Annotated in this window: 26 protein-coding genes and 1 riboswitch; of the genes, 8 read left to right on the top strand and 18 right to left on the bottom strand. The window is 35.8% G+C overall.

The genetic code is table 11. From position 1 onward, the window contains the following. Positions 1–75 precede the first annotated feature (75 nt). The 5 genes from P177_RS10775 to P177_RS10755 all read right to left on the bottom strand — a co-directional run bounded on the left by P177_RS10775 (position 76) and on the right by P177_RS10755 (position 4,528). Positions 76–840 (bottom strand): phosphoribosyltransferase family protein, encoded by a 765-nt coding sequence (locus tag P177_RS10775; protein WP_036154650.1) that lies wholly within the window; start codon positions 838–840, stop codon positions 76–78. Between the two features lie 3 nt (positions 841–843). Next, the gene (locus P177_RS10770) at positions 844–1,842 is read right to left on the bottom strand and encodes a hypothetical protein (RefSeq protein ID WP_036154647.1); all 999 of its coding nucleotides are present in this window, start codon (positions 1,840–1,842) and stop codon (positions 844–846) included. A 10-nt stretch (positions 1,843–1,852) separates the two neighbouring features. Further along, positions 1,853–3,307 carry a nicotinate phosphoribosyltransferase gene (locus tag P177_RS10765; protein WP_036154645.1) on the bottom strand — a complete coding sequence of 485 codons (1,455 nt, stop codon included), beginning with the start codon at positions 3,305–3,307 and terminating at the stop codon, positions 1,853–1,855. Between the two features lie 10 nt (positions 3,308–3,317). After that, positions 3,318–3,755, bottom strand: a complete 438-nt coding sequence (locus P177_RS19440; protein ID WP_051941807.1) for a nucleoside 2-deoxyribosyltransferase domain-containing protein — start codon at positions 3,753–3,755, stop codon at positions 3,318–3,320. Positions 3,756–3,853: 98 nt separating this feature from the next. Next, a complete protein-coding gene (locus tag P177_RS10755; RefSeq protein WP_036154644.1) occupies positions 3,854–4,528 on the bottom strand; it encodes an NUDIX hydrolase in 675 nt (224 codons plus the stop codon). 202 nt (positions 4,529–4,730) lie between these two features. After that, a riboswitch (TPP riboswitch) is annotated at positions 4,731–4,824 on the top strand. Positions 4,825–4,928: 104 nt separating this feature from the next. Here P177_RS10755 and thiS point away from each other — a divergent pair. Genes thiS through thiH form a run of 5 tightly spaced genes read left to right on the top strand, consistent with a single transcriptional unit; the run spans position 4,929 to position 8,363 of the window. Continuing rightward, on the top strand, positions 4,929–5,132 hold the full coding sequence (gene thiS, locus P177_RS10750) for a sulfur carrier protein ThiS (protein WP_036158226.1): 204 nt from the start codon (positions 4,929–4,931) through the stop codon (positions 5,130–5,132). Positions 5,133–5,168: 36 nt separating this feature from the next. Then, the gene (locus P177_RS10745; RefSeq protein ID WP_051941806.1) at positions 5,169–5,810 is read left to right on the top strand and encodes a thiamine phosphate synthase; all 642 of its coding nucleotides are present in this window, start codon (positions 5,169–5,171) and stop codon (positions 5,808–5,810) included. Between the two features lie 14 nt (positions 5,811–5,824). Next, on the top strand, positions 5,825–6,478 hold the full coding sequence (gene thiE, locus P177_RS10740; protein WP_036154642.1) for a thiamine phosphate synthase: 654 nt from the start codon (positions 5,825–5,827) through the stop codon (positions 6,476–6,478). Between the two features lies 1 nt (position 6,479). Beyond that, positions 6,480–7,244, top strand: coding sequence for a thiazole synthase (locus P177_RS10735; protein WP_036154639.1), 765 nt, complete (start codon positions 6,480–6,482; stop codon positions 7,242–7,244). Positions 7,245–7,250: 6 nt separating this feature from the next. Continuing rightward, the gene (gene thiH, locus P177_RS10730) at positions 7,251–8,363 is read left to right on the top strand and encodes a 2-iminoacetate synthase ThiH (protein WP_036154637.1); all 1,113 of its coding nucleotides are present in this window, start codon (positions 7,251–7,253) and stop codon (positions 8,361–8,363) included. 39 nt (positions 8,364–8,402) lie between these two features. Here the strand turns inward: thiH and P177_RS10725 are convergent, their stop codons facing one another. The 4 genes from P177_RS10725 to P177_RS10710 form a co-directional block, all read right to left on the bottom strand. Then, entirely contained in the window at positions 8,403–9,656 is a 1,254-nt protein-coding gene (locus P177_RS10725) for an NAD(P)/FAD-dependent oxidoreductase (RefSeq protein ID WP_036154635.1), read from the bottom strand. A gap of 47 nt (positions 9,657–9,703) precedes the next feature. Then, on the bottom strand, positions 9,704–9,868 hold the full coding sequence (locus tag P177_RS20085) for a Lacal_2735 family protein (protein WP_036154633.1): 165 nt from the start codon (positions 9,866–9,868) through the stop codon (positions 9,704–9,706). Between the two features lie 257 nt (positions 9,869–10,125). Further along, the gene (locus tag P177_RS10715) at positions 10,126–13,353 is read right to left on the bottom strand and encodes a WD40/YVTN/BNR-like repeat-containing protein (protein ID WP_036154632.1); all 3,228 of its coding nucleotides are present in this window, start codon (positions 13,351–13,353) and stop codon (positions 10,126–10,128) included. Positions 13,354–13,663: 310 nt separating this feature from the next. Continuing rightward, positions 13,664–14,401, bottom strand: a complete 738-nt coding sequence (locus P177_RS10710; RefSeq protein WP_262493327.1) for a DUF5995 family protein — start codon at positions 14,399–14,401, stop codon at positions 13,664–13,666. A 345-nt stretch (positions 14,402–14,746) separates the two neighbouring features. Here P177_RS10710 and P177_RS10705 point away from each other — a divergent pair, with 345 nt between their 5' ends. From P177_RS10705 to P177_RS10695, 3 genes are read left to right on the top strand one after another with little or no spacing between them, the layout of a single operon-like run. After that, positions 14,747–15,163 carry a DUF6789 family protein gene (locus P177_RS10705; protein ID WP_036154630.1) on the top strand — a complete coding sequence of 139 codons (417 nt, stop codon included), beginning with the start codon at positions 14,747–14,749 and terminating at the stop codon, positions 15,161–15,163. Positions 15,164–15,170: 7 nt separating this feature from the next. Next, entirely contained in the window at positions 15,171–15,905 is a 735-nt protein-coding gene (locus tag P177_RS10700) for a flavodoxin family protein (RefSeq protein ID WP_036154628.1), read from the top strand. A 49-nt stretch (positions 15,906–15,954) separates the two neighbouring features. After that, positions 15,955–17,700, top strand: a complete 1,746-nt coding sequence (locus tag P177_RS10695; protein WP_051941804.1) for a thiamine pyrophosphate-dependent enzyme — start codon at positions 15,955–15,957, stop codon at positions 17,698–17,700. 175 nt (positions 17,701–17,875) lie between these two features. On the opposite strand, the gene P177_RS10690 is transcribed toward P177_RS10695, so the two are convergent. The 9 genes from P177_RS10690 to P177_RS10650 form a co-directional block, all read right to left on the bottom strand. After that, entirely contained in the window at positions 17,876–18,649 is a 774-nt protein-coding gene (locus tag P177_RS10690; protein ID WP_036154626.1) for a 3-keto-disaccharide hydrolase, read from the bottom strand. Positions 18,650–18,848: 199 nt separating this feature from the next. Then, entirely contained in the window at positions 18,849–19,823 is a 975-nt protein-coding gene (locus P177_RS10685; protein ID WP_167333108.1) for a DUF4625 domain-containing protein, read from the bottom strand. Between the two features lie 94 nt (positions 19,824–19,917). Then, positions 19,918–20,397: a DUF4625 domain-containing protein gene (locus P177_RS10680; RefSeq protein ID WP_036154621.1), complete on the bottom strand. Its 480-nt coding sequence runs from the start codon at positions 20,395–20,397 to the stop codon at positions 19,918–19,920. A gap of 58 nt (positions 20,398–20,455) precedes the next feature. Continuing rightward, entirely contained in the window at positions 20,456–21,283 is an 828-nt protein-coding gene (locus tag P177_RS10675; RefSeq protein WP_084684669.1) for a DUF4625 domain-containing protein, read from the bottom strand. A 48-nt stretch (positions 21,284–21,331) separates the two neighbouring features. After that, positions 21,332–23,704: a TonB-dependent receptor gene (locus tag P177_RS10670; protein WP_036154618.1), complete on the bottom strand. Its 2,373-nt coding sequence runs from the start codon at positions 23,702–23,704 to the stop codon at positions 21,332–21,334. Positions 23,705–23,859: 155 nt separating this feature from the next. Further along, positions 23,860–24,102 carry a hypothetical protein gene (locus tag P177_RS10665; RefSeq protein WP_157486539.1) on the bottom strand — a complete coding sequence of 81 codons (243 nt, stop codon included), beginning with the start codon at positions 24,100–24,102 and terminating at the stop codon, positions 23,860–23,862. 197 nt (positions 24,103–24,299) lie between these two features. Continuing rightward, a complete protein-coding gene (locus P177_RS10660) occupies positions 24,300–24,737 on the bottom strand; it encodes a hypothetical protein (protein ID WP_036154615.1) in 438 nt (145 codons plus the stop codon). Then, on the bottom strand, positions 24,727–25,965 hold the full coding sequence (locus P177_RS10655; RefSeq protein ID WP_036154613.1) for an ABC transporter permease: 1,239 nt from the start codon (positions 25,963–25,965) through the stop codon (positions 24,727–24,729). The genes P177_RS10660 and P177_RS10655 overlap by 11 nt, the downstream gene beginning before the upstream one ends. Beyond that, positions 25,962–26,591, bottom strand: coding sequence for an ABC transporter ATP-binding protein (locus tag P177_RS10650; protein ID WP_036154611.1), 630 nt, complete (start codon positions 26,589–26,591; stop codon positions 25,962–25,964). Before P177_RS10650 ends, P177_RS10655 begins: the two co-directional genes overlap by 4 nt. Positions 26,592–26,608: the final 17 nt, after the last annotated feature.

Here is a 26,608-nt window from a genome sequence, read left to right as displayed (position 1 = left end):
TAGTTGTGCGTTGACAAATCTTTTAGATTAATTTTTATGTCTAGTTCATTTTAAAATGATTGGTAAGTAGCAATCTTATAGACTGGCGAGTTTATATTGAGTAACATAGTCATCATCAATATCCTTATAGCTATTGGTGCAATAAATATGGTCAATGGTTTCTTTGAGTTCATCAAAACCATAGTTGAATTGGGCGTGTGTAACATATAAATAAACCTTTGCGGCACCTTGTTTTTTCAAAGCTTCCGCCAAAAATTTGAATGTTCTGCCTCCATCGGCTAAATCGTCAACAATTAGGCATTGTTTGTCCTTTACATCACCTTGTATACTAATCACCGGAGCGCCATCTACCCGTACTTTATTGGAGGGTACTAAATCAGCATTTAGTTTTTCGGCAATTTCATGGGTCGTTTTATACGCACCAGCATCTGGACTCACTAATACTGGGTTACCTATTTGGTTATATGCTTTTTCAACAAAATCGAAATGAGATATTTTCTCTGAATTATCAATTAATGCCAATGAAATAGGACTATGCGGATGTAAGATGGCAACGGAATCAAACTTCATGTCATTGATAAACTTACAAATGACTTTTAAATCGAATGATTCTCCTTTATTAAATCGTCTATCTGATCGTTGCCCAATTAGGCAAAATATGGTGAGTTTAGCTATGGCTGTTTTATTAGTCGCATTTTCAGCATCCCAGGCTTCTTTGATAGCAGCAGCTCTGAACAAATCTTCATAACTGTTCCCTCTAATTTTAATATGAATATCTCCGCCTTCAATTATTTTAGCAGCTACTTGTCCGTCTTTAAATTTTTTAATTTCGTATTTCATATGCTAATTCTTTCTGTTGAAATTCTCTATTTCTTGTTTCAATATATGGTTTGAGCTGCCGTAACTTACGATAGTCACATCTAATGGCGAATTCTTAAATTTCTCTAGTGCTTTGAACAATGAATCTAGTATCCAATCTAAATCATTACCAAATGCTCCACCCCCTACTAAGGTCAAAAATACTTTATTAGAATTGTTGTTTTTAAGATTCACTAAAGCCGTATGTAAAGTAGCTTCATAGGTAGCTTCTAAAATTATTCGAGCAAAATTCTCCCAATAATAGGATTCGATATGCGAATATCCAACGGGCAATGCAGAACAATATATTTGAGATACAATTTGTTTTTTATCCGTCAATGTTACTTCTGTATTCCATTGTGTACCAACCTTTAGTTTACCCTTTAGAAACTCCCTTTGGGCATCTGTAAAACTTCCTATTTGCTTATTAATACTGAGCAAACCTTCTAGACTTAAAACAGCATAACCATTAGTCATTTCCCACAATTGTAGCTCCTCATTATTAAGCTCTTTACCGATCGAATCTAAACAATCGATCTGATATGTACCTGTTTGTCCGATTTGATCATTTACCGGCACAAAGTAATTTCTATATATGGTGCCTGCACCACAAGCTATGGCGCATGCCGGACCTTGGGTAAAGTCATTTTCATAAATACCTACTCCCGCTTTAGGAGAAACTTCTGGACCAACCATTTCCAGTAAATTAAACTGGGATGCCGCTTGAAATAGCGCGTGCTCATTTCTAGGGTTGGCATGTAATTCTTGTATGTCGGCAACAACTTCAGAGACCTTTATTTTGCTAATGCTGTTATTAAAAGTTTGTTGTTTCCTTAATTGTCCTAAGGAAACAACTTCTAACGACCCGAATTGATAGGATTTATTATTGACTTTAGAAATTAAATTCTGTCCGTCAATATTGATATTATCACGTACATATTCAGGTGATATTTCTTTAAATCCTGTCAATTCTTCGAACCACATAGCTTTTGTTTTAAAGATTGGTATTAATTCGTTCTCTAATCTCCTGTATATTTACTTGGTTCACAAACTGTCCGTCTTCATAGATTACTTGTAGCTCGCCCGTATTTTCCTCTTCAGGTGTTACTTGATCTACCAATACATATTCACCATTTTGTAACTCCACTTTTACCAATCCTTTAGCAGATTTTTTAACTCCGTCATCGGTAATAGGATCTTTGAAGATTTCTCTACGCTCCCCATTTACCACTACAGAAGTAGCTTTCATTGCAAAACCAAAAGTATCTCTGGTATTAAATTGGTAGGTAAAAGAACCAATACCAAGAACTACATTAGTGGTTGCAAAGCCTTTATCGCTTAAACGTTGACATATAGCCTCTGCTCTTTCTGTGGTAATACTGTCACCATAAATAGCACCAATATGCGAGTCTAATACTTTAAATCCTTGTTCGTTGACGGTTCCGCCAAAAATATCCCAAAGAAGTTCCACTACCCCTTTATCTTTAGGCGTGTTGCTGCCAAGCTCACGAGACTCTCCACAAATGATATCAACAGGATCTCCGCTATCTGGTCTGATCACTAATTTACCATCTCTAGAAAGTACTTCTTCTTTTAGCTGTGGAAGGTATTCGGTCAGTACTTTCCACAAATCCCACGTATCACTAACTACAGATAAAATTCCTGTTGGGTAGGTGTTCATTAAAGCTCTAAAAGTACCTATTTCATCATCTTTTGTACCTGCACACATAACGGAGTGTTCGGTAGCATTTACAGAACCAGCAACAAAACCCTCAGCCTTATAATAGTTACGTAGACTACTAATTACCGGTAATGTATCTGACCCTAAGAATACAGATGCGTGACCCATACCAGATGATATTGCACTTTGTAAACCGCCCATACCTCTCATGGAAAAATCGTGTCCTTGAAAATCGATAAAAGCCAAATTATCCTTATCGGTCTGTAAAGTCCATTTTTTAAAAATTCGTTTGTAACATAAAGCGATAGAAGCCGAAGTCATCGGTTGCCATAGCATGGTAGATAATATGGTTTCTAAGAAATTAGTAATCCAATAGAATTTTTTATCCGTGTTTACAACGGTTACCATTGGTACTCTAATAGGAACCTCTACCCCTTCTATTATTGATTTTACTTTAATAGGTAAATACTGTAAATCATGTAATTCTTCATAATGAGTAACATCATAATCTGTACCTAAGTAAAGCGATAACTCTTCTTTCAATTCATTACAGACCTGTGCTTTTGGCTTAGAAAAAAAGTTGTCCTGAAAATAATCATGTAACCATTGAAAAACATATTGTTGTCCAAATGAAACCACTTTGTCGCAACCTTTAGGAGCATATTTATTACTTCTGGGTGTCCAGTTAGAATAAACTTCTTCTGTTCCCCTTGGGTATTGTTGGTGGTGTCCTGTTTTATATCCGTCTGTTAATAGTAATCCGTTCATGATTTTATGTTTAAATGCTGTTTTTTAATAGTGTTTTTGCTTCGTTGAGGGTATTGAAAATTGGTGTGTTGTACTTATTGCAAAGGGTATGCACATAATCGCTTTTGTAAAATTCTTTCGGGCAGATGAAGATAAGCTTGTTAGAGGTTACATACATACCTAATTCTACTAAAGAAATTGGTGATTTGGATTCTTTTAGAAAATTTAATAGTATTAAATCCGATTGCTGTAAAGCACCTAACTCCCACACAATGTGATGCTTCATTTGCTCAGTGTTCAATTCATCATGATGTGTGTTTGTAGGGTCAAAGATGTCATTTGTGCCGAACTCGGCAATAATCTCTTCTCTCCAACTCCCCTCCTGCTTATGATCCATACTACCTGCTAGAAAAATAGAACGCTGGTTCTTTTTATTTATTGGGAGTATGTCGTTAGATGTATACATCATAATTATTAATTTGCGTATTTATAACGCAAATATAAAATATAATTTAAGTTTACAAAGTGTTATTTGTGTTTATTTTACGCAAACTATAAATTAGTTGTTTAAATTTCGAAGATGATTCCTTCTTTTTTAAGCTTGAAGTACCTGCTTTTATTGAACATAAAGAGGTTTGCAGGTCTGCCAGAACCTTTAGAAACTTTTTCGTCTAACTCATCTAAAACATTCAAGCTTAAGATTTTCTTTCTGAAATTACGTCTATCTACGTCCCTACCCAATAATGTAGTATACAATTTTTCTAAGTCTGAAAACGGAAATTTGGTGTCCAACAATTCAAAGCCGATAGGTTCATAGGTAATCTTTGCCTGTAACCTTGTAATGGCAAGTTTTAAAATTTCGGCATGATCAAAAGATAGTTGAGGCAAGTTGTTGATGTGAAACCACTGTGCCTCTTCAGCATCTGTGGAAGCCAATAATTTGAAAGCGCTCGGTTTTATTAACCCAAAATACGCAACGGAAACCACTCTATTTCTAGGGTCTCTTTCCGGGTTGCCAAAGGTGTATAGTTGTTCTAGGTAATTAATTTTGATTCCCGTTTCCTCCTTCAGCTCCCGCTCTACCGCTTCTTCTAAAGACTCCGTGTTTAAAACGAATCCGCCGGGAATAGCCCATTTTCCTTTAAAAGGCTCATATTTTCGTTTGATGAGTAAAACAGATATCGTTTCAGATTCATAACCAAAAACGACAGCATCTACAGAAAGCTTGATAGATTGTTGCATACTATGCGTATATTTTACGCTAATATATGAAAGTTTGTAGAATTAGAATGAAGTGCTTTATGTGGATCACACTACTCTATGCAATAATATTATCTGTATAAGTCTTGCTATTAGACCTGGTTTAGTGAGGTCAACAGAAAATAAATAATCAATCAATGCTACTTTCAGAATCATATCTCACATCAAATTCTTAATTTAGCGATGTAAACTTTAGGAGTAGCTATTTCATAGTTTGAGAAATATCCTTAGAACCTGATTTGATTAAGATCAACGTAGGGAAAAGTTAGCAGGATCAACCCCTGAACTTTCCGTTTTTCAATCCATTAGATCAATTCTTTCTGTTTACAACGTAATCCATATCAATGTTGCGTTTTGCATTTTTGATTAATTAATGAAGCAGATGATACACATAAAAGTAAACGACGCCCCTAAAAAAATAGCAGAAACTACTACGCTAGAGGAAATCATAAAAGAACTGGACATTTCTGTGAACGGTATAGCAGTTGCCGTAAATGAAAACATCGTCTCTAAAGCAACATGGGGAAATAAAACGTTAACCGAGAATGATGAGGTACTGATTATTAGGGCTACACAAGGAGGTTAAAGAAAATAGAACTGCAAATCGTACAAACCATAACAAATGATTGTAGTAATAGCACCGGAAAAAGATATACCCAATGAGATAGCCATTTTACATGAGCTGTTTCAAGAGGGCTTGGAGTATTATCATTTAAGGAAGCCATTTAAAGACTATCAACAACATTGTGATTACTTAGATGGTATCGATAAAAAATATCATGATAGAATCGTGGTGCACTTACATCATGAACTGATCAATAGTTACAATCTTAAGGGATTGCATTTTCAAGAGCAAATGCGAATAGATCATATTGATAACCCTGGGCAGTATTTTAAAAAGTTCGATATGTATGGTAAAACCATAAGCTCCTCTTTTCATGAACCAAAAGTTTTGGAAGCATGCGAGTTCGAATTTGATTACCATTTGCTGAGTCCGGTATTTTCATCTATCTCTAAAAAAGGCTATGAAGGCAAGGGTTTTGATGTCAACGCTATTGACAAATTCATAGTGGGTATGGGCGGTATTACCGATAAGACCATACCGGAAACCGTGCGATTGGGTTATAAGGGTATTGGCATTTTAGGCGGAATTTGGAATATGGAAAATCCGGTAAAAAGCTTTTTGGAAATACAGAAACAATATGAACGATCATGGAACGAACAGCGAAAAACATCGCTAAGAAATACAGCAAAAGACATTTAAGTTAAAGAAATTATATGATTCCAACATTACATTATATATCACAGGGTAAAACACCAGAAGAGCATTTAGATCATATACAAAAAGCCTGTACGGCAGGAGCGGAATTGGTACAGTTACGACTTAAAAAATTACCTGGTAAGGTGGTATGGGAAACGGCAAAAAAAGCAAGGGAAATCACGGAGAAATATCAAACTAGATTGATAATCAACGATTTTTATAAGATTGCTGCTGCCGTAAAAGCCGATGGTGTTCATTTAGGTAAAACAGATACGTGCCCAACTGTAGCTAGAAAAGAACTTTCTTCTTGGCAGATTATAGGTGGCACTGCCAATACCCTCGAAGATTGTGAAACTTTAATCGATAAGAATGTGGACTATATAGGTCTGGGTCCTTTTCGATTTACGGAGACCAAAGAAAATTTGAGTCCGGTTTTGGGCTTAAACGGTTACTTGACCATATTGGAAGAACTGAAAGCAGAAATACCTGTAATTGCCATAGGTGGCATTGTTATGGACGATGTTACAGAAATAATGAAAACCTGTGTTCATGGTATAGCCGTATCGGGTGAAATAACACGGAATTTCAATACAATATCAGAATTTAAAAAATTGATTAATGGAGGTCCACTTGACGAGCAGCGTTGGATATCCGAAGAAAAAAGAAAATAATATGTTTCAGATAGCGGACAAAAAGTTTAACTCCAGATTGTTTACGGGAACGGGAAAATTCAGTTCATCTATCGTAATGAAAGAAGCTATATTGGCTTCTGAGAGCGAGTTGGTCACCGTTGCCCTTAAACGTGTAGATGTTGAAGATAGTCAAGATGATATTTTACGGCATTTAGATCATTCACATATCAATTTACTACCGAATACATCGGGAGTACGTACAGCAAAAGAAGCGGTATTTGCTGCACAGTTATCTCGTGAGGCTTTAGAGACCAACTGGGTGAAATTAGAAATTCATCCGGATCCAAAATACCTACTCCCCGACCCTATTGAGACACTAAAAGCTGCTGAGGAACTTGTGAAATTAGGATTCGTAGTCATGCCCTACATACATGCAGATCCCGTGTTGTGCAAACGTCTTGAAGAAGTAGGAACACAATGTGTAATGCCATTGGGTGCCCCTATCGGAAGTAACAAGGGCTTAAAAACACAAGAGTTTTTGGAGATCATCATTGACCAAACCAATGTTCCCGTAATTGTAGATGCCGGTATAGGAGCGCCTTCACATGCTGCATATGCGATGGAATTAGGTGCAGATGCAGTGTTGGTCAACACGGCGATAGCTGTTTCCCAGAATCCCGTTGAAATGGGTAAAGCGTTTAAAATGGCGGTAGCTGCCGGCAGAATGGCGTATGAAGCAAAGTTGGCTCCGGTAGTCCACAAAAAAGCGGAAGCCAGTAGTCCGTTAACCAGTTTTTTGAATTAAAGTAATATGGGCAGTTTTAAAGACATTTTCGACACCTATAATTGGGACCAAACCTTAGAGAGTATTTTCTCTAAAACCGAGCACGATGTATTACGGGCTTTGGGCAATACGAAAAGAGACCTTGAGGATTTTAAAGCATTGATTTCACCTGCCGCCAAACCGTATTTGGAGCAAATGGCACAGCTAAGCCGTCAATTGACAAAAAAGAGATTTGGGAATACCATACAAATGTATTCGCCCATGTACTTGAGCAATGAGTGCCAGAATATTTGTACCTATTGCGGCTTTAGTATGACGAACAAAATTCCAAGAAAAACCCTAACGAATTCCGAAATCTTAAAAGAAGTAGCTTATATAAAATCTAAAGGCTATGACCATATTCTATTGGTAACTGGTGAGGCTAATAGAACAGTTGGCGTTGATTATATCGATAATGCCTTACAATTGATTCGTTCGCAGTTTGCTAATATTACCATAGAGGTACAACCATTGTTACAAGATGAATATGAGCAATTGATAGAAAGCGGACTCTATGCGGTTTTAGTATATCAAGAAACCTATCATAGAGATGAATATAAAAAACACCATCCGAAGGGTAAGAAATCCAATTTTGATTTTAGACTGGATACTCCCGATCGCTTAGGCAAAGCAGGTATTCATAAAATTGGATTAGGAGCTTTATTTGGGTTGGAAGATTGGCGAGCCGATAGCTTTTTTACAGCCTTGCACTTAAAGTATTTACAGAAGACCTATTGGAAAACGAAGTACTCCATTTCTTTCCCAAGATTACGACCACATTCAGGCGGATTGGAACCGAAGGTTGAAATGACCGATCCTGATCTGGTGCAACTAATCTGTGCCTTCAGATTATTGGATGAAGATGTTGAATTATCCATTTCTACCCGTGAAAGCGAAATCTTTAGAAATAACATTGTCAATTTAGGTATCACCTCAATAAGTGCAGAATCCAAAACTAATCCTGGTGGGTATGCAGTTGCGCCCGAATCTTTAGAACAGTTTGAAATATCTGATGAAAGACCCACGGAAGAAATCACCGCTATGCTAAAATCGCAAGGACTTGATGTGGTTTGGAAAGATTGGGCTAATAATTGGGAATAACTACTATAGTATTAAGTAAGCGGAACTTGGTGCTATAACTTATTTAAACAAACCTTCTAAGTTTTCCAACACTCCTAGCGCAGCACTTTCGCCCGCTAGCATTGCGGCATTTAAAGAGCCGTTTATCTGTTGATCCCCGGCTAAATAAATTGTTTCGGTCAAGCGTGTTTCAGAAGGCGGTACCTCGTATTGCAGTTGGCTCAAGTTTGGTAAAGACATGGGAATATGGTAATGTTTTATAAATGTACGGGAGGTAATGCCACAGTATTCACTTAATTCTTTTTGAACGCTTTTTACAAGCTCTTTTCCAGTTAACCCTTTATTGTTAACTACCGTTACGGAAAGTAATTCCTTACCGCCGCTTACCATGGTTTCAAGACTTGTGGGGTAAAAAATGTTATTGATTAACGAATTGGTTTCTGGAAGAAGTCCGATTAATTTTTTATTGATTTTTCTGTTTTCGGTTTCAAAATATAAGGTGTCGCAACTATGCCATTCCGTAGCTTGATTCTTTAGATTTCGTATTAGTTGACTAGGTTCAGTAGCAACGATCGTAAAATCACTTTCTAATGTAGTTCCATTAGCAAGCAAAATTTCTTTTTCGCTTATGGAAGCTACTGCGGTATTGTAGTGTATAGAAGTGTTTTGTAGCTGACGGATTAATTGCTTTGGAATTTCTTCCATCCCTCCTTTTGGTACTGCCGCATCACCTTCGCCGAACATTTTATAAACAAACTCGAACATTCTACTAGATGTTTGTAGTTGGTCTTCAAGAAAAATTCCACTGAAGAAAGGTTTAAAAAAGTCATTTATCATATCAGCTGAAAAGCCAAAATTCGTTAAGTAAGAAATGGTGGATTGCTCCTTGGTGGTAAAAATATCTGAAAGGGATTTATTTTTAAGTTTTGTATTTAATCGTAAAATTTTCAATTTATCAGCAACGGTACCAATATTTGCGAATAGTGTTGAGAATACGAGGCTTATATCTCTAAGCGGGTCGCCTATAACGTGTTGTTTTGTATGCTTTAAAATTGCCGCACCAGGTAAAAAGCGTTGTAGCTCCAAAGATTGGAAATTTAGATATTTTTGAGCGGCAGGATAAGCCGTAAGTAGCACTTGAAACCCTTGGTCTAATTGATAACCGTTTATAATATCCGTTTTTACCCTACCTCCTGCTCTTTCTGTTGCTTCAAGAATTATGGGAGAAAATCCGTTTTTTTCTAAAACAGTCGCAGCTATTAATCCGCTAACACCGGCACCAACAATATGTATTTTATAATCCTGTATATTCATAATTACCTTCTACGCTTTAATACTATTCCTAATTACAAAAGGTGAAATTAAGGAAGCATTTCAATTTTTTTCATTATTTCATCAGCTTCAAAAGCTTTTTGATCACTCATTTTTCTGTTTGTCGTAGACAATGTATGAGCTTCTTTCAGCAGCTTTTCATATTGAGATTGTAATTTTTCTTTTTCCGACTTCTTTTTAAATAATCCGAACATAGTTAAGCTTTTTTGATGAATATATCTGTATTATGATACATATCAAAACTACAAAATGTTTAATTAATTTTTAAAATAATTAAACAAAAAAAACATGAAGTCTATATTTTATATAAGAATTGAGTATAAACTAAGTAATAGTAATAGTAAAAAAATACCACTTAAAGCTAGCCGTATAATTTGTACGTCTAAGTTTTTAAGCGGTATTAGATATTCTTATAAGGCAGAACTAGTGCTGCTTATAACTATTCTTGAAATTAGTTTTTAATAAGTCCTTGACCTTCAATCCATGGAGCTCCAGATTTTTTCAATTCACTTTCAAGCGCAGGCAATTCGGTTTCTATTACCGGTTGAAGCTTAGACTTTACTTTCTTAAGTTGACTTTGTACACGACTTAAAAAAGCTTGGTGTTCACCTGTTGGTCCGTAGGTGTTTCCTAAGGCTCTCCAACCAATTGAATTTCCTTCGCTTGCCGTAGGGTTAGAACGTTCACCTATTTCTTCCTTTATCTGATTACCATTTAACTCCTTATCGATAGCTAATAAGGTATTTTTAGTATCGTATAATTTTTTATACAAATCACCAGAAGGGTTTGATGCTTTATTCAAGGCACGTAACATGGCATCAACAGTTTTTTGACTTGTAGATAACGCAATATTTGTAGCCGTTAAGTCTTGTTGAAATGCAAAAGCAGCTTCTCTAAAAGTGTCGATTTCATCATTTGACTTTCTTGGTAAAGCACTTTCAAAAACAGGTGTTACACTAAATGATTCCGGACCTTGTAATACGGTGTTCACTCCATCTACACGCTTCATTAAGGTTACCAAATATTCACCCGGTGTAACCATAATGCCACCTCTACGGCGACCACGTCTTCCTTTTGGAGCTTCTAAGCGCTCTCCGTTTTTATTCGGATAGCTCAAATTCCAGCTAACGCGATTAAAGCCTTCTTTGTTGGTACCCTTTACGCTGTTTATCACATTTCCGCTAGCGTCTTTGATTACCAATACGATTGATGGTCCGTCTTGTAGACTTTCTGCTTCAAGAGCATCCCAACCAGGAAATTTGCCTGTACCTTTTTTCTCCGCAGCTTTACGCATGTCTTTTTTAGACTTTAACTTATCGGACATAAAATACGTGAAAGTTGCACCAAAAGCAGGATTTTTACCTTTCCATTCTGCATCACCTTGACTACCTACTCTACTCGATTGTTTATACCATGGTACGGTTTTAACAGGGAAAAGTTTAGCCGTAGCACTAGCGTCATACTCACGTAATGGTGAAATATCATCTAAAATGTAAATACCTCTGGCAAAGGATCCAGCTACCAAATCATTCTCACGACGTTGAATAGTAATGTCCCTTATCGGAATGGTTGGCATACCAGCTTCAAGCTTTGTCCATTTTCCACCTCCATCAAGCGTTGTGTACACTCCGAATTCTGTTGCGGCAAACAATAAATCTTTTTTTACATGATCTTGTACCAATCTCCAAATCAATAGCTTGTTAGGTAAGTTTCCATTGATAATAGACCAAGATTTTCCTTTGTCGCTACTTTTAAGAATATACGGTTTGTAATCTCCGTATTTATGATTGTCTAATGCTGCATAAACAATGTTAGCATCAAAAAGGTCTGCTCTAACATCATTTACAAAAGGAGTTTCAGGCACACCTTTTATCGTATTTAAACTAAACTTCCTCCATGTTGTTCCGCCATCTTCTGTAACCTGAATCAATCCGTCATCCGTACCAGCATAAATCAATCCCTCTTGTTTAGGAGACTCAGCTAATGACGTAATGGTATTGTAGTTGGACATTGCTTTAATATCCCAAGCGTTATCCCAACTTTGTGAAGTTCCATAATACGGGAATGTCATTCGTTCTTGGTTTAAGGTAAGATCACCAGAAATAGGATCCCAAGCATCTCCCCTGTTTTCTGATTTCCATACACGTTGCGATGCAAAATATAAACGAGTTGGGTTATGAGGACTCACAAGAATTGGAGCATCCCAATTAAAACGCTCAAACGGGTCTCCTTCCCTAGCTTGAGGTTGTATAAAAACACTTTCTAATGTTTTACTATCAATTCGCCATAAAGCCCCTTGTTGAAATTCGCCATAGGTAATATCAGGATTACCAGGTTCTGTTGCCGTTTGTGCACCATCTGCACCTAATGTTTTCCACCAGTCTTCACTAGCAATTCCGTCAGAACTTCTAGTTCTTGAAGGACCACCATGCGAGCCATTATCTTGCGTACCACCGTACACATTGTAAAAAGGTTTGGCATCATCTACGGCAATTTTAAAATATTGGGTAATAGGTAGATTTCGTACATATTTCCAGCTTTCGGTATTATCAAAACTTTCATATAAACCACCGTCTGTACCAATAAGCAAATAATTAGGATCGGATTTTTTAAAAACTAGCGCATGACTATCACTATGTTGGTTAGACCTGCTCATTTGCGTAAATGTCTTTCCGTGATCTTTGGTGACCAAAGCACTATTGTTCATAAAATAAACGGTACCTTCTTCATGTGGGGAAGCAATAATTTCTTGATAATAATGCGGACCGGTACCACCAGAAACAGCGTCGGATTGTTTTACCCAAGACTCACCACCATTGCTAGACATATAAAAACCACCTTTAGTTCTATCAAGCTCTAGCGCTGCATAAATAACTTCAGAATTAAAAGGCGACATGGCTAAGCCCGTTTTACCAAGATTAGATTTTGGTATACCGTTTTTCAAAGGTTTCCAAGTCTCTCCGCCATCTGTACTTTTATGAAGTCCTGATCCAGGACCACCACCAAGATAACCGGCAACCGTACGGTGTCTTTGCCATGTAGCAGCGTATAAAACATCAGGATTTGTTGGGTCTATCAACATATCTGTTGCCCCAACCCATTCGGCATCGCCCAAGGTACGTTTCCAAGTTTTACCGCCATCTGTAGTTTTATAAACACCACGATCACCGCCTTTGCTCCATAATGGACCTTGTGAAGCTACCCATAGGGTATTGGAATCTGTAGGGTGTACAATGATTTTTGATAGGTGTTCAGAATTTTCTAAACCCATATTTTTCCAAGTCTTACCATCGTCATGGCTAACGTAAATTCCGTCACCAAAAGCGGCATGGCGACCACCTACATTTTCACCTGTACCTACCCAAATTGTATGTGGATTACTAGGGTCTATGGTTACACAACCCATGGAGTATACATCTTGTTTCTCAAAAATAGGTTTCCAGGTAGTACCAGAATTCATTGTTTTCCACATACCGCCAGAACCAACGGCAACATACCAGATGTTTTCATTTTCTGGGTGAATGGCAATATCGGCAATACGACCAGAGGTCATTGCCGGACCAATATTCCTGAATTCTAGCCCAGCAAAGGGGTTTTTACTTTTTTCTTGCGCACGCAAAGTGTGGCCTAAACTACTAATGCATAGCAATAGTAGAAAGGACTTGATAATAGTCTTCATAGTTTGATTGGTTTGAGATAATGTTAATTTATAAATAACTATAAAACAATAGATTGGAAGGTAAAATATTAGTGCGATACTAAAGGGTATATCCGATAGATTTATAACCAAAATCCATTCATTTTATATGCTTGAATTTAGTGAAATGAGATAGTTATTTGGCAGTATTTAATATGGTTTTAACGTACAATTACAAATTTGATAATTGCAATGAGAATATTTCATAATTGAACACAAAACAATAATGTTTTTTAATGAAATACAACTAAAAATGTTAAAGGAAAAATTGGTTTTTCATTGGCAATTAAAACTAATCCTCTCTTAACTTGGAAATTACCAGACCTACATTTTTTTCTTCAAACTTGCCTAAAAACTTTAGGGCGTAAGTAACAATTTTAGATTTTGGAGCTTTTATAAATTCGCCAAGTCTTAAAACGGTGTTGTCCATTTGATGAATAGCGGCATCTTGGTGACCATCTCCTAATCCCCAAAGTAGATTTGCATTAACCCATGATAATTCGCGAGCTTTAGCCAAGCTAAAGTTTATAATTTGTTCATCAGTATTCTTTCCGGCGAGGTCTAGTAAAAATAATAGTGGAGATACCCTACTTAATCTGTCTTGCATTTCATTGACAATATTGCCAAGAATGGTATTTACTGCATTAAAATCATTTTCTATATTAATTATTTCTTTGCCTTGCATTACAGCGTTTGCTGCTAAACCCAAATCTAGATTAATGTGGGTATTGATGCCTAACATGATATGTTGTAGAATGGTTAGTGGGTCGTTTTTGGAATCAAATGCAAACTGCCAAGATTTACTGATTGGTTGGTTTGTTATATAACCGTTGTATGCATCTATATAGTAGTTGGCAAAGGCAACATCAAAAGTTTCCATTCGGGCATTATCCTCAAAATTCCCTAATTGTACCTCATTCAGAATTTCAGCAGTAACCCTTCTATATAAAAAAGCAAAATATCCTATGCGGTCATTGTTTACTATAGCATTATCAATGATGTTGTCTAATTGATTTAGAACTTCCTGTATGGTGGTTGGTCGGCTGATGGTAGTAATTGTTTAATTAATTAAAACTTATTTGTTGGTTAGAAATTTCAAGTTAAGCAAATGATTAGAAGTACTTCATTAAAATTTTAAAATCATTTTAAATGGTTGTTTTATAACTAAAACTGGTCTCTTAAATGATTTCAACCACATAAAATTTCAGTAGTCTATCTCCTTCACGCTAATAAAATAATGGTATGAACTAATGATTTAATGCAACTAAAAATATCTTGCGTGCTGTTAATCAGCTTTATATTAGAAATAAATAGGTCTGTATGAGTAGTAATATATATAGACTATAAAATTATCAAAAAGCAAAAAAGTATATAAATGAAAAATGAATTACCAAAATTGGTATTAGCAGGTATTTTAGGAACAGTGGTAATGACCATAATAATGTTGGTAGCACCACATATGGGCATGCCAGAAATGGCACCATGGAAATTATTGGCAGGCGCTATGAACTTACCCATAGCAGTAGGTTGGATTTTACATTTTCTTATGGGAATTCTATTTGCTTTAGGGTATGGTTATGTATTTGCTCCTAAAGTCAACATCTCTAATCTTTTCTTGAAAGGAATTGCCTTTGGTATCGTAGCACTTATTATGGCACAGATTGGTATGAAGGTAATGGGAGTGCTATTTGAAATGCCACCAATGGATGGTTCTATGCCAATGCGATTAGTGGCGATGTTAATTGGTCACATAGTATTTGGTGTGGTTACTGTAAAAACTATAGGAAAATAAGAACAATATGAAAAAGACAGATTTTAGTACGTTAAGAGCAATATTCATCAATTGTACCTTAAAAAAATCACCATCTAAAAGTCACACACGTAATTTAATCGATGTGTCGGCTAAGATTATGAAATCGGAAGGAGTTGATGTAGAGGTTTTAAGACTTGCAGATTTTGACATACCGGTTGGTGTACAGCCAGATATGACCAAAGAAGGATATGATAAAGATGATTGGCCAGAAATTTATAAAAAGGTAATGGCAGCTGATATATTGGTGATAGGTACGCCTATTTGGTTAGGTGAACGTTCATCGGTAGCTACAAAACTTATTGAACGATTATACGCTATGAGCGGATACCAAAATGATAAGGGGCAATACGTGTATTATGGCAAAGCCGGTGGATGTATTATTACCGGAAATGAAGATGGAGTAAAACATTGTTCTATGGGGCTATTATATGCACTTCAACATATAGGCTATAGTATACCACCACAGGCAGATGCTGGTTGGATAGGTAAAGTTGGACCCGGACCCAGTTATGGAGATACGGAATGGGATGGCGAAAAAATTGAGCCACCAGTAGGTTTTGATTCTGAATTTACGAATCGTAACACCACTTTTATGTCATACAATCTAATGCATTTGGCTAAAATGTTGAAGGATAACGAAGGATATCCGTCTTACGGAAATTCAAGAAAAGATTGGGATGACGGTACACGTTGGAATTTCGAAAATCCGGAGTATAGATAACTAACGGATGCTTTTTTCATCCTAATTATAAAATTTAAAGAAAATTATCATGAGTAAAAATGTATCAGAACAACTACTAGATATTTTACAAAGTGTTGGAGTAGACAAAGTATATGGAGTAACGGGTGATGCCTTAAACTTTTTTGTTAAAGCAATAGAAGAACGAGACACTGTTGATTGGATCGGTATGAAACACGAGGGCAATGCTTCTTTTGCCGCCTTTGGGCATAGTCAAACCAGTAACAATTTATCGGTCTGTGCAGGTACCGTTGGTCCTGGAGCTTTACACTTGATTAATGGATTATACAATGCTAAAAAAGAACGCACGCCTGTAATTGCCATTACAGGTCAAATTAATCAGAAACAACAGGGTACCAACTTTTTTCAAGAAGTAGATTTAAAAAAGGTATTTGATGATGTTTGTGATTATCAGGCGGTTATAGAAACACCAGAACAGGCACCCATGGTTATACAACGAGCCATTAAAATTGCCATGGCTAATAATGCTGTTTGTAGAATAGAGTTACCTGCAAACGTTGCAGAAATGAAGGCAAAAAATGAACAGTTTATTCATCCAATTAAAAAATACACATCTCGTTTAGTACCTGATGACACCAGCATTTTAGAAGCTGCTAAATTATTAAATGGAGCGAAAACAGTTGGTATTTTAGCAGGTGACGGTTGTCGTGAGAGTCGTAGTGCAGTATTGGAGTTGGCTAAAAAACTACAAGCACCTATAACCCATAGTTTACGTGCTAGCGATATTTTTGATCATGATACTGATAATGTTGTAGGGCTTACTGGCTTAATAGGAAATCCTTCAGGTTATAATGCCGTTATGAATTGTGATTTATTACTGATGCTAGGTACTGATTTTCCATATATAGACTTTCTTCCACATCAAACAAAAACGATACAGGTAGATATTAGACAAGAAAATATAGGAAATAGAACCTCAGTATCACTAGGTGTATGGAGCGATATATCATCATTTTTAGAATTGTTGAATCCGAAAGTTGATCAGAAAAGCGATACAGCGTTTTTAGATAAATTAAGAGGTAATTTTATAGATTGGAGAGCGAATATGAAAAAACAAGCCTCTCCTACCCGTGATCATGAACCATTGCATCCACAAATATTTGCAGACTTGGTAAACGAGCATGCAGCAAACGATGCCATTTTCACCGTAGAAACTGGTACCTCTGCTATATGGGCGGCACACCATATATCTTTTCATAGTCAAAGAAGAGTTATTGGTTCTTTTAATCATGGTTCTATGGCTGTAGGGTTACCTTCTGCCATTGGCGCTCAATTTGCAAATAAGAATAAAGAAATATGGGCATTTTGTGGAGACGGAGCCTTTAATATGTCTATGCAAGATTTTATAACAGCTGTTAAATATGAACTGCCAATTAAAGTCTTGATATTCAATAATTCAGAACTAAGCTTTGTTAAGTTAGAAATGGAAGAAGCAGGTTTGGCAGCAAGCCTAGACGCTTTACATGAAACCAATGTCAATTTTGCTGAATATGCTAAACTTTGTGGTGGTGATGGTGTTAGGGTCGAGCATGCAGAAGATATCGATGCAGCCATTATACAAGCTAAAGCAAGTAAAAAACCATTTATTATTGATGCTGTAGTTAATAGTGGAGCATTGTCCTTACCGCCTCATATTGGCATTAAAGAAGCTATTGGCTTTGGTACCTCTAAAGTAAAAGAAGTAGGTCAAATAATTAGTGGAGATAAGGGACAATGGGAAAACTTAAAAAAAGAGTTGTATTCTTATTTTGATTAATATTTAGGAAGGTTTGGTATTATGAGTATACCAGCTTTTTAAAGTGATTCTTTATATCTAAAATATGAGATATGGAGAATCACTTATATTTACAGTAACTTTTTTTGCCTTGCATTACACTTGCTATTAAATTCAAATTTATATTTACGGTATTTGTAATAGAAGTTATTATTTATTACAATTCCCTAATTTTTATATTTCGAAACCAAGACTCAAAATACCAATTTTGAAATGCAATTTTACCTTGGGTTGCTTTACCGAAGCCAGGTGCGTTTTTAAATTTTGAGTTGGCAACTTTATTTTTCCAAGCGGCGGAATTTATTTCTTCTTGGGCCGTAAGTACGCCGTTAAGATAAAACTGAATTTTTCCGTTTTGTTGAATAATTCGTGTGGTATTCCATTGCCCAACCGGATTTGCTTCAACGGTATTTAGTTGTGGAGCTAAGCCCCATATAGTACCTGGTCTTTTTAAAGGAGTTTTAGTATCCATATGTTCTGGTTCCAATAACTGGTACTCAACACCAGTATTGTATGTTGCTTTGTATTCAGGAGTTTCTTGCACATTGATAAATGCACCACCGTTTCCTCTAAGTGCCATTTGCCAATCAAATTGCAACTCATAGTTTTCGTAAGCCTTATTGGTTACTAAATCCCCAAATATTTTACTTTCATCCGTAGCATTACAAAAAATCATACCATCTCTTACTTCCCAAGCAGAAAATTTGGTGGAATCTGGTTTATTGAAAAGATGCCAGCCTTCTAATGATTTACCATTAAAAAGTAAGTTCCAACCCTGTTCTTTTTCAATATCCAACAATTCATTGTGAGCCTTGTTTTTAGCTGCTATATCTTTAGAACGTTCAATTGTAAAATCTTTTTTCTTTTCAGTTTTACAAGAGGTGATGATAAATAAGATTAATACTAGAATGCAAAAGGAGGATTTGGTCATTGATGTAATTTATTATAGTAAAATGATGAATTCGGTCAGGTAATATCAGAAATAAAGTGGTGATTTCAAATAGAAATCACCACTTGATCTAGAAAGAAGCAATTTTACTACGTTCTATTTCTTACAAAAGAGAATAAAATATGTATTTACTAAATAAATATGACAAAATCGTAGTAGTAAATCTCGCTTATCTAATATCTTACTCGATAACAATATCGAATTCGATATATTGAAATGCACTTTTTAAGTATGTGAAATTATAATATACAACCCCATAATAGTAAGTACCGCTCTCCCAAGCTATATCTTCTGTAATGGGGGTGGCTTCTGGAAAATTGTTGTCTTCCGAAGCACCAATTTTAAGAGGTACCCCATACATATAATGGTTATTAAAGTTTGTATTATAACTATTGGCAAAAGTTCTAACCTCTTCAAAACCTGAGTGTTCTTTAACCTCTGTAACGATAACTTTAGAAAAATCAATGGCTTCTAAGGTTTCAGGCTTGTGGTTGTGACTTTTCTTGATTAATAGACCATACATAATACCATCTCCCTTTATCTCTCCTATTTGTATGGATGACCATATTGACTCGTTTGTGCTAAAAAATGCTTCATCAGGATTTCTGAATTCGCCATTATTGTAAAAATTGTTAAATCCTCCCGTGCCCTCAACATTTATCTTGTCTACTCCAAATACATCTACATGCGGATTAACTTCTGGAAAATCTGCAGCATCAATCAATTCAATGTTTCTGACTTCTTCTGAAGATGTTCCGTTTTGGTCTGTAACAGTTATTATAAAATCAAAAATTCCTTTAGGTGCTTCTGCAGGTATATCAAAATGCTGATGCATAGTAGCATTTTTTAAACCTTGATATTTATCCCAAACCATTTCAAAAGACCAATCTGTTGAATACGTTTCTCCTTCTCTTTGCTCAATATTTATAGTAACCAGATCTAATAAGTCACCTGCTAAAAACTCTGCATTAAAGTGAAAATCTTCTCCTACCACTCCAAGTTCATTATTAAATAATCCTACCTCAACTTCTGATACCGTAGGGGATATTAAATTAATTTCTTCGTCGTCATTACTGTCACAAGAATGAAGTAAAAGCATTAGGGGAATTATTGGAAGTAGTAAAAATTGTAATGTCTTGTTAATTTTAAAATTCATTCTATAATTAATTTTATGTATCAAAACCATTTGATTATAATGTTAAACACCGCAACCAATAGAGTTAAAAACAAAGTATATTTTTCTATGCTGTTTATTCTACTATTTTAATATCAATAGATGTTCTACTTTGCCAGCCGGTGGCATCTGTAACCGAATAGGCACAGTGGTAATCGCCCGTATCAATATCAGTTGGGATGGTTACGGGAATATTAATTTCATAGCTGGTCAAGGATCCTTCAATTGTAAAGTTTTCTACATAAATCAAAGGATTAACAGGGCTTTGAATTTCGCCTAATTCGCATTCCGTTACTTGGTCATCATGGGTATGATGGTCAAAATTATGATGGATATCAATGCTGTATGCAGCAAGTTCGCTGTTGTCGGTCACCATAGCCCTAAAATTATAAGTTTCTCCTCTGGAAAGTAAAGCACAGCCTTGAGGAAAACCAGCAGTATAATTAACACTGATAGTTGGTTTATCTTCGTCTATTTCAGTGCTGTCATCACTGGAACACGCCGCAGCTAGCAGTATGATGAATAAAAAATAAAAATGTTTGAATGTAGATTTCATAAGATTAGTTTTAAAACCGCACAGCACGCTTTTGTGCTATGCGGTTTTGTTTTATTAATTAAGCAGTAACATCTATATGCGTTTCATATTCAATAGTGTCACCATCTTCATCTTCAACAGTAAATATGATATGATATTCTCCTGCAGGAGCAGTAGCAGGTACATCTATATGCTCATGGAATTCTGCTTCGGTTTCTTCGTGATAACCTTCTAAAAATTCTTCTTCATAATCCCATTCTACTTCTCCTTCACCAGGTGTAACACCGTCTGCATGTATATCTACAGCAATACTATGTATGCCATGTGCAGCAAGTATCATAAACTCAATATGAAAGTCATCTCCTCTTGCAACCGTTTCATCCATTTCAAAGCCACTAATAGTAATGGTGTCCATGATTTCAAGGTGACCATCTACTTCTGTGCTATTCCCCAATTCGTCGGTTACCAAAAGTTCAATATGGTACTCCCCTGAAGGAATATTGCTAGGAACATCTACATGCTCATGAAATTCAGGATTAATTACCAAGTATTTAGCATCTGTAAATACTTGTTCAAACTCCCAATCTACTTCGCCTTCTCCAGCAGTTACCTCGTCTGAATGAATAGAAAGCGTTATGCTGCTAACTGTAGCTTCTGCGTTGATTTCTGCAGCTAAATGAATGTCTGCACCTTTGAAGGCATATGCTTCTTCTGATTCATGGTCATGGTCATGATCGTCATCCCCATCTTCGTCATGGTGCCCTTCACCATATTCAAAACTGATAATTTCGGGAGCGCTTAACTCAATACTGTCATCATCATCGCTACTACATGATTGTAAAAAGAGTCCTGGAGCCGCAATGAGTGCTAAAAATTTTAAATTCTGTTTCATAATGGTTGTTTTCATTGTACTAATTTTTAATTTGATTACTGATTACTGATTACTGATTACTGATTATTGAAAGGGTACCGTTAGTGATAATGAGATATTTCTACCGGCTTCTGGCACATCTATGAGCCTATAAAAACTAGTATGATTAAAATATTTGGTGTCGAATACGTTATTCAGTTTTACGCGCATTTCTAGTGGTAAGCTGTTTTTAAACACATCCAATTCTGATAAGAAAGACATGTTCAATACTTGATAGCCGTCTGTTTTTTCTTCTGGTGGCACAATTTCTTCTTGTGCTGCGGTAATTCTATAATCCGCAATCAATTGTGGTTTGTTAAAAATCAAAAGCTTTTCAAATTGATATCGGGCAGATAACAATCCAGATAAAGGCGGAGAAAACGGTAATGTAAATCCTTTTTTAGGACCACTGGTTTGCTCTGAATACACATACTCTACAGATGCATCTAACTGCAAGTTTTTAGTAATAGTAGCACTTGCGTTGAATTCACCACCTATTCTAAATACTTCAGCCTGCGTGTACTCGTAAATTTGTATGGTTTCGTAATAACTTGAAGTTGGATTCAGGTAAATATAATTTTGAAAAATATTTACGAACGGACTAACGCCAACACTGAAAGAGTTTTCAGTATGTTCTACGGATAAGTCTAGCTGATACGAAACTTCGGGGTCTAAATCTAGATTACCTCTTTCGTAGCGATACATGTGATAGTTAACTCCGTCAGACGCCAATTCGTTAGCCAATGGCATTCTAAAACTTCTACCTACATTTATTTTGTAACTGGTTTTATCTTGAATATAACTTAACCCTAAAGAAGCACTAAGACTCCCAAAATCTAAGGTTTTGTCTTTAGACCTTTGTTGGTGAATATATGATGTGGAACCATCGGCATTATTTACAGTTGAAGGATACCAATCATAATATGCCTTGGTATCTACCCTACCGACATCATAACGCAATCCGCCTAAGACATGAAAATTAGAATTAATCTCAAACTGATCATACGCAAAAACACCCGCTGTAAAACGGTTGTATTCTGGTATTAGAAATCCCCAACCACCAATATTATTATTTTGATATTCCGTGTTTAGACCAACCACCATATCATGTTTATCGGTAGGGTTAAAGTCGTCTCTAAAATTTAAGGAGTAGGTGTTTTTAATGAACAACCTTTCTTTAGTGTCCGGTGGTGTAGGCATATACCCGTGCGGTACAGGTTCTGAATGTTCTTCTCTATTATTGTTTTGATAACCAAGATCTATATGTAATAAATGTTCCCCGGCACTGATTGAAGTATTGTTCGTTATTTTAAAGTGATTTACTTTGTGATATGGAAGGTCAACATCTCTGTTAGAGCTATCATAATCTATACTAGAAGTTCGTACTTCCAAGCCATGTGCATTGGCAAAGAATCCATTTTTTGCATTTACATTACTAAAAACGGTTTCAGATTTGAATCCCTCAGTTACATAACCAATACCTAAACTGGCATCTGCTTCGTTACCTGCAGTGTTCCTTAAATTATTATCATCTAGTTCAAAAACATAGTTTTCATAATTGATTCTATCTGCGGGAACTTTATAATCTGCATAATCCCTATAGGTTAATCTACCTCTATAGAACCATTTATCTTTTCTAGATGTTATACCAGCTGAAACACCCAACAGATCATTATTACTTTCTCCAAGGATATTGACTTCACCACCAAAAGAATTGGGTAACGGAGTTTGGTTAGGTTGAATATCTACCACACCGGCAATAGCATCAGAACCATATAATAAAGAAGCCGGACCTTTAATGATTTGAATGTTTTCAATACCGTGTTGGTCAATTTCTAGACCGTGGTCATTGCCCCATTGCTGTGCTTCGTGTTTAATACCATTTTGTACCACGGCAACCCTATTAAAACCCAAACCTCTAATAACCGGTTTTGACTGCCCAGAACCAATATTGATCGTACTCACTCCGGCAATTTTACTCAAAGTTTGCATTAAGGTGTTTTCTCTATTCTGTTCAAGAAATTCTTTGGAAACCGTTTGGGTAACAATAGGAACTTCTTTTGCTTCCCTTCTTTTAGTTTTTCCGTTGACTTTGACCTCTTCAAGAACCGTTGCGGATTCAACCAAATAAACCTTTAATTCGTCCATATTTTGCTGTACGTCAACACTTAGGGTTGTAGGTTCGCAACCAATATGAGATAAGGTAAAAGTGTAGGTGCCTTTAGTCACATTGTTGATGGTAAAAGCACCATTTTCTGATGAAACTGCATAAATTTTTTTACCTATAATTGTTGCACCTTGGGCAGGTGTAAAGTCTTTTGCGTGTTGCACAACCCCTTTTATTTGAAAAGAATCTTGTGCAAACGCTGTTGAGCAAAGACTAAAAATTAGCCAAATACCCAGTATTTTCTGAAACATAATAGTGTACTATAAGAATTGAATAGTTGTCCTTCAAAAAGGACCAAGGCAAAATCAAGACATATAGCTTATTGAAAATAATAGAGTTGTAAATAACGGTTACCCATTGTAGGAACGTTGTAAACTCAATTTCTAAGCGAATATGTAAAGAATACTTATAGTTTTATTGGTGGTGGTCTTGAAAAAAGAGCTCTTGTAATAAGGCTGCTAGTGGTAGAGTAACTATAGTTGTTAGTTACTTCAATCGGTATTAAAAATATAATATGTTCTAATTGGATATCATTGGAATCTGGAGCAATACTTGGGGTCAGATTATGAGTAATGGCATGGTCACATATGGCACATGTATCATCAGCATCATCAATATGAGACATCGCATGAAGACCTGTCAATTTCATGGCTAGAAAAAGAACGAGGAGCAAGCTGGTGATATTTATTTTATATCGACTAAGTTTCATTAAAATGAAAACAGTTTTGAGCGATGGTGTAACAATGTGTTAAAAAATATCTGACAAATATATCAATTTTTATTGTAACGCAACTAAGTTGCATTAGTAATTTTAATTGGAAGTATATAATTTTAATTACGCAATTTCTATTTCAATTTGTAACCAGAACAGTCGGTTAGTATATAATTAAAATGTTCTATATCATCTTTGTTAAGTTTTAAAGTGCCTGTAATTACAACGAGATCATCGGTTTTAAAGCTGGGTTTGGATTTAAATTGAATTTCTACTGCCGTCTCCGGTCCGCCATTACCACAAAAGAAACACGATGCTAACGGGTTTTTAGATAACACAATTAGCTCTCCGGTTGGTGAAATATCTAAATAATAGCCTGATAAGGAAACCTGTTTACCCACAAGGTCGGACATCTCTTTACTAAATTCTGGATATAAGAAATTAGAATCATAGGAAACAAAATACTTTTCAGTGTATGAAATATCTGCCAAGTCTTTCCATGTAAGTTCTACTTGGCCTACGGCGCTTATGGAAATTAGCATTATTAGTATATGGAGGAATCTATTTTTCATCACTTATAATTTTTGAAATATTCATTTTTAATATAGGTAGTATGGCTAAAACAATTGAAACCATAGCTATGACTATAATGATACACAATGTTTGTACCATATCAGGAGTTGAAAATGTAAGTACAATATCTTGCTGAAACTGAGATTTGAACATACTTATAATAAACTGCAAGCCTACCTGCGAAAATATGAAACCTAAAATCAATGAAACAGTTAACATGATAATACCTTCAGCGGCTACAATACAAAACAACTGAAAATTACTTGCACCATAGGTACGCATTAGGGCAAGATCAAAAGCACGTTCTTTGACCATTTTATAAAGGCTAATGAAAATGGTTATGCATGAAATGAGCAATATGACATATGCGATCCAAGAAATGGCTTTGACCCCAACACCGGTAAATTGAAATAACCGTTCTAATTCATATTTAGGCAATGCAGCTTGCATATTGGTTTGGGCATTAATATTTCTAGGCATTGTCATTAATCCCATAGGGCTTTTGAACGAAACTAGAATAGAGGTTACTTCACGTTCATCAGCTTCATGTGTATCATGTTCATGATTTTCTTCATGTTCATGTGTATCATGAATTTCCTCTTTTTCTTCCTCATGATGGTGTACATCCCAAATACTAGCAAGGTTGGTGATGATCAGTCTGTCAATTACTTTATAAGTAGGCTTATAGATACCAACAACTGTAAAAGATTGATCATGTTCTTCAATCGTATTTTCTGTTAGTCCATGAGAACTCAGAAACGTATCGCCTAATTTTAGTCCTAATTTGTTAGCGACGTCATTACCTAAAACGACCTCTAGGGACTGACTCACTTCCTTTCCCTCTAATAGCTCTGCCTCATATATATTCACAAAACCTAGAGTAGAACCTACAATACGATAACCTTTATAATTGTCACCATAGGATATAGGAACAGCGTCTTTGATCATAGGGTTTTTAGACAGCTTTTGTACTTCGGTATACGAAATATTTCCCGTAGGATTATCAATATGTAACACAGAGGAAAGTACCAATTGCAACGGACTCCCCTTGGCTCCTACTACCATTTCTATGTTACCTAATCCGTTTTCGAACTGATTCTGTATAGAAGTGTCAAATTGCTGAATGCCAAGTAATAACGCAACACTAATGGAAAGCGAGAAAATGCTAAGAAACGCATAAAGCGGTTTATGAAATAGGTTTTTAAGACTAATGATTAAGTTGTTCATAACGTCATCACATTTTTAAATGATGATTTAATTCGTGCGTCATGGGTGATGACCACTAAATTTGCTTGATGTTGTTTGGCTTGTTGTTGTAATAAATTCATCACAATTTCGCAATTTTCATCGTCTAAACTAGACGTTGGTTCATCGGCAAGAATCAGTTTTGGCTGGTGTATTACTGCCATGGCAATACCTAAACGTTGCAATTGCCCTACACTAAGTTCATTTACTTTGCTTTTCTTGTTTTCAATTAAATCTAATTGCTTCAATAAAGCATCTATATTTTTTTCATCGATAGCTTTTTTACTAATAAAAAGTCGTGCCTTTAAATTATCATACACATTTAAAGATGTAATAGCATGACTTTTTTGAAAGACAAGCCCAATGTGTTGCCCTCTAAATGTATCTAATTGCGAATGGGATAAGGAGTTGATAAGTACTTCATCAATTTTAATAGAACCAGCAGTTGATTTTTGTAAACCGGCTAATAAATGAAGCAAGGTAGTTTTGCCAATCCCAGATTTACCAAGAATAACTAAATGTTCTTGCTCCTTTAGAGTAATATTAGGAAAGCGAAAAAGCTGTTCCTTATTCTTATATTGAAATTCAAGTTGATCTGTTTGTACCATATAATTTTACGGCGTTT

The organism is Maribacter forsetii DSM 18668, assembly GCF_000744105.1.
GTDB classification, from domain to species: domain Bacteria; phylum Bacteroidota; class Bacteroidia; order Flavobacteriales; family Flavobacteriaceae; genus Maribacter; species Maribacter forsetii.
The sequence above is the reverse complement of the archived record's forward strand: the minus strand, read 5'-3'. Positions and strand labels throughout refer to the sequence as shown.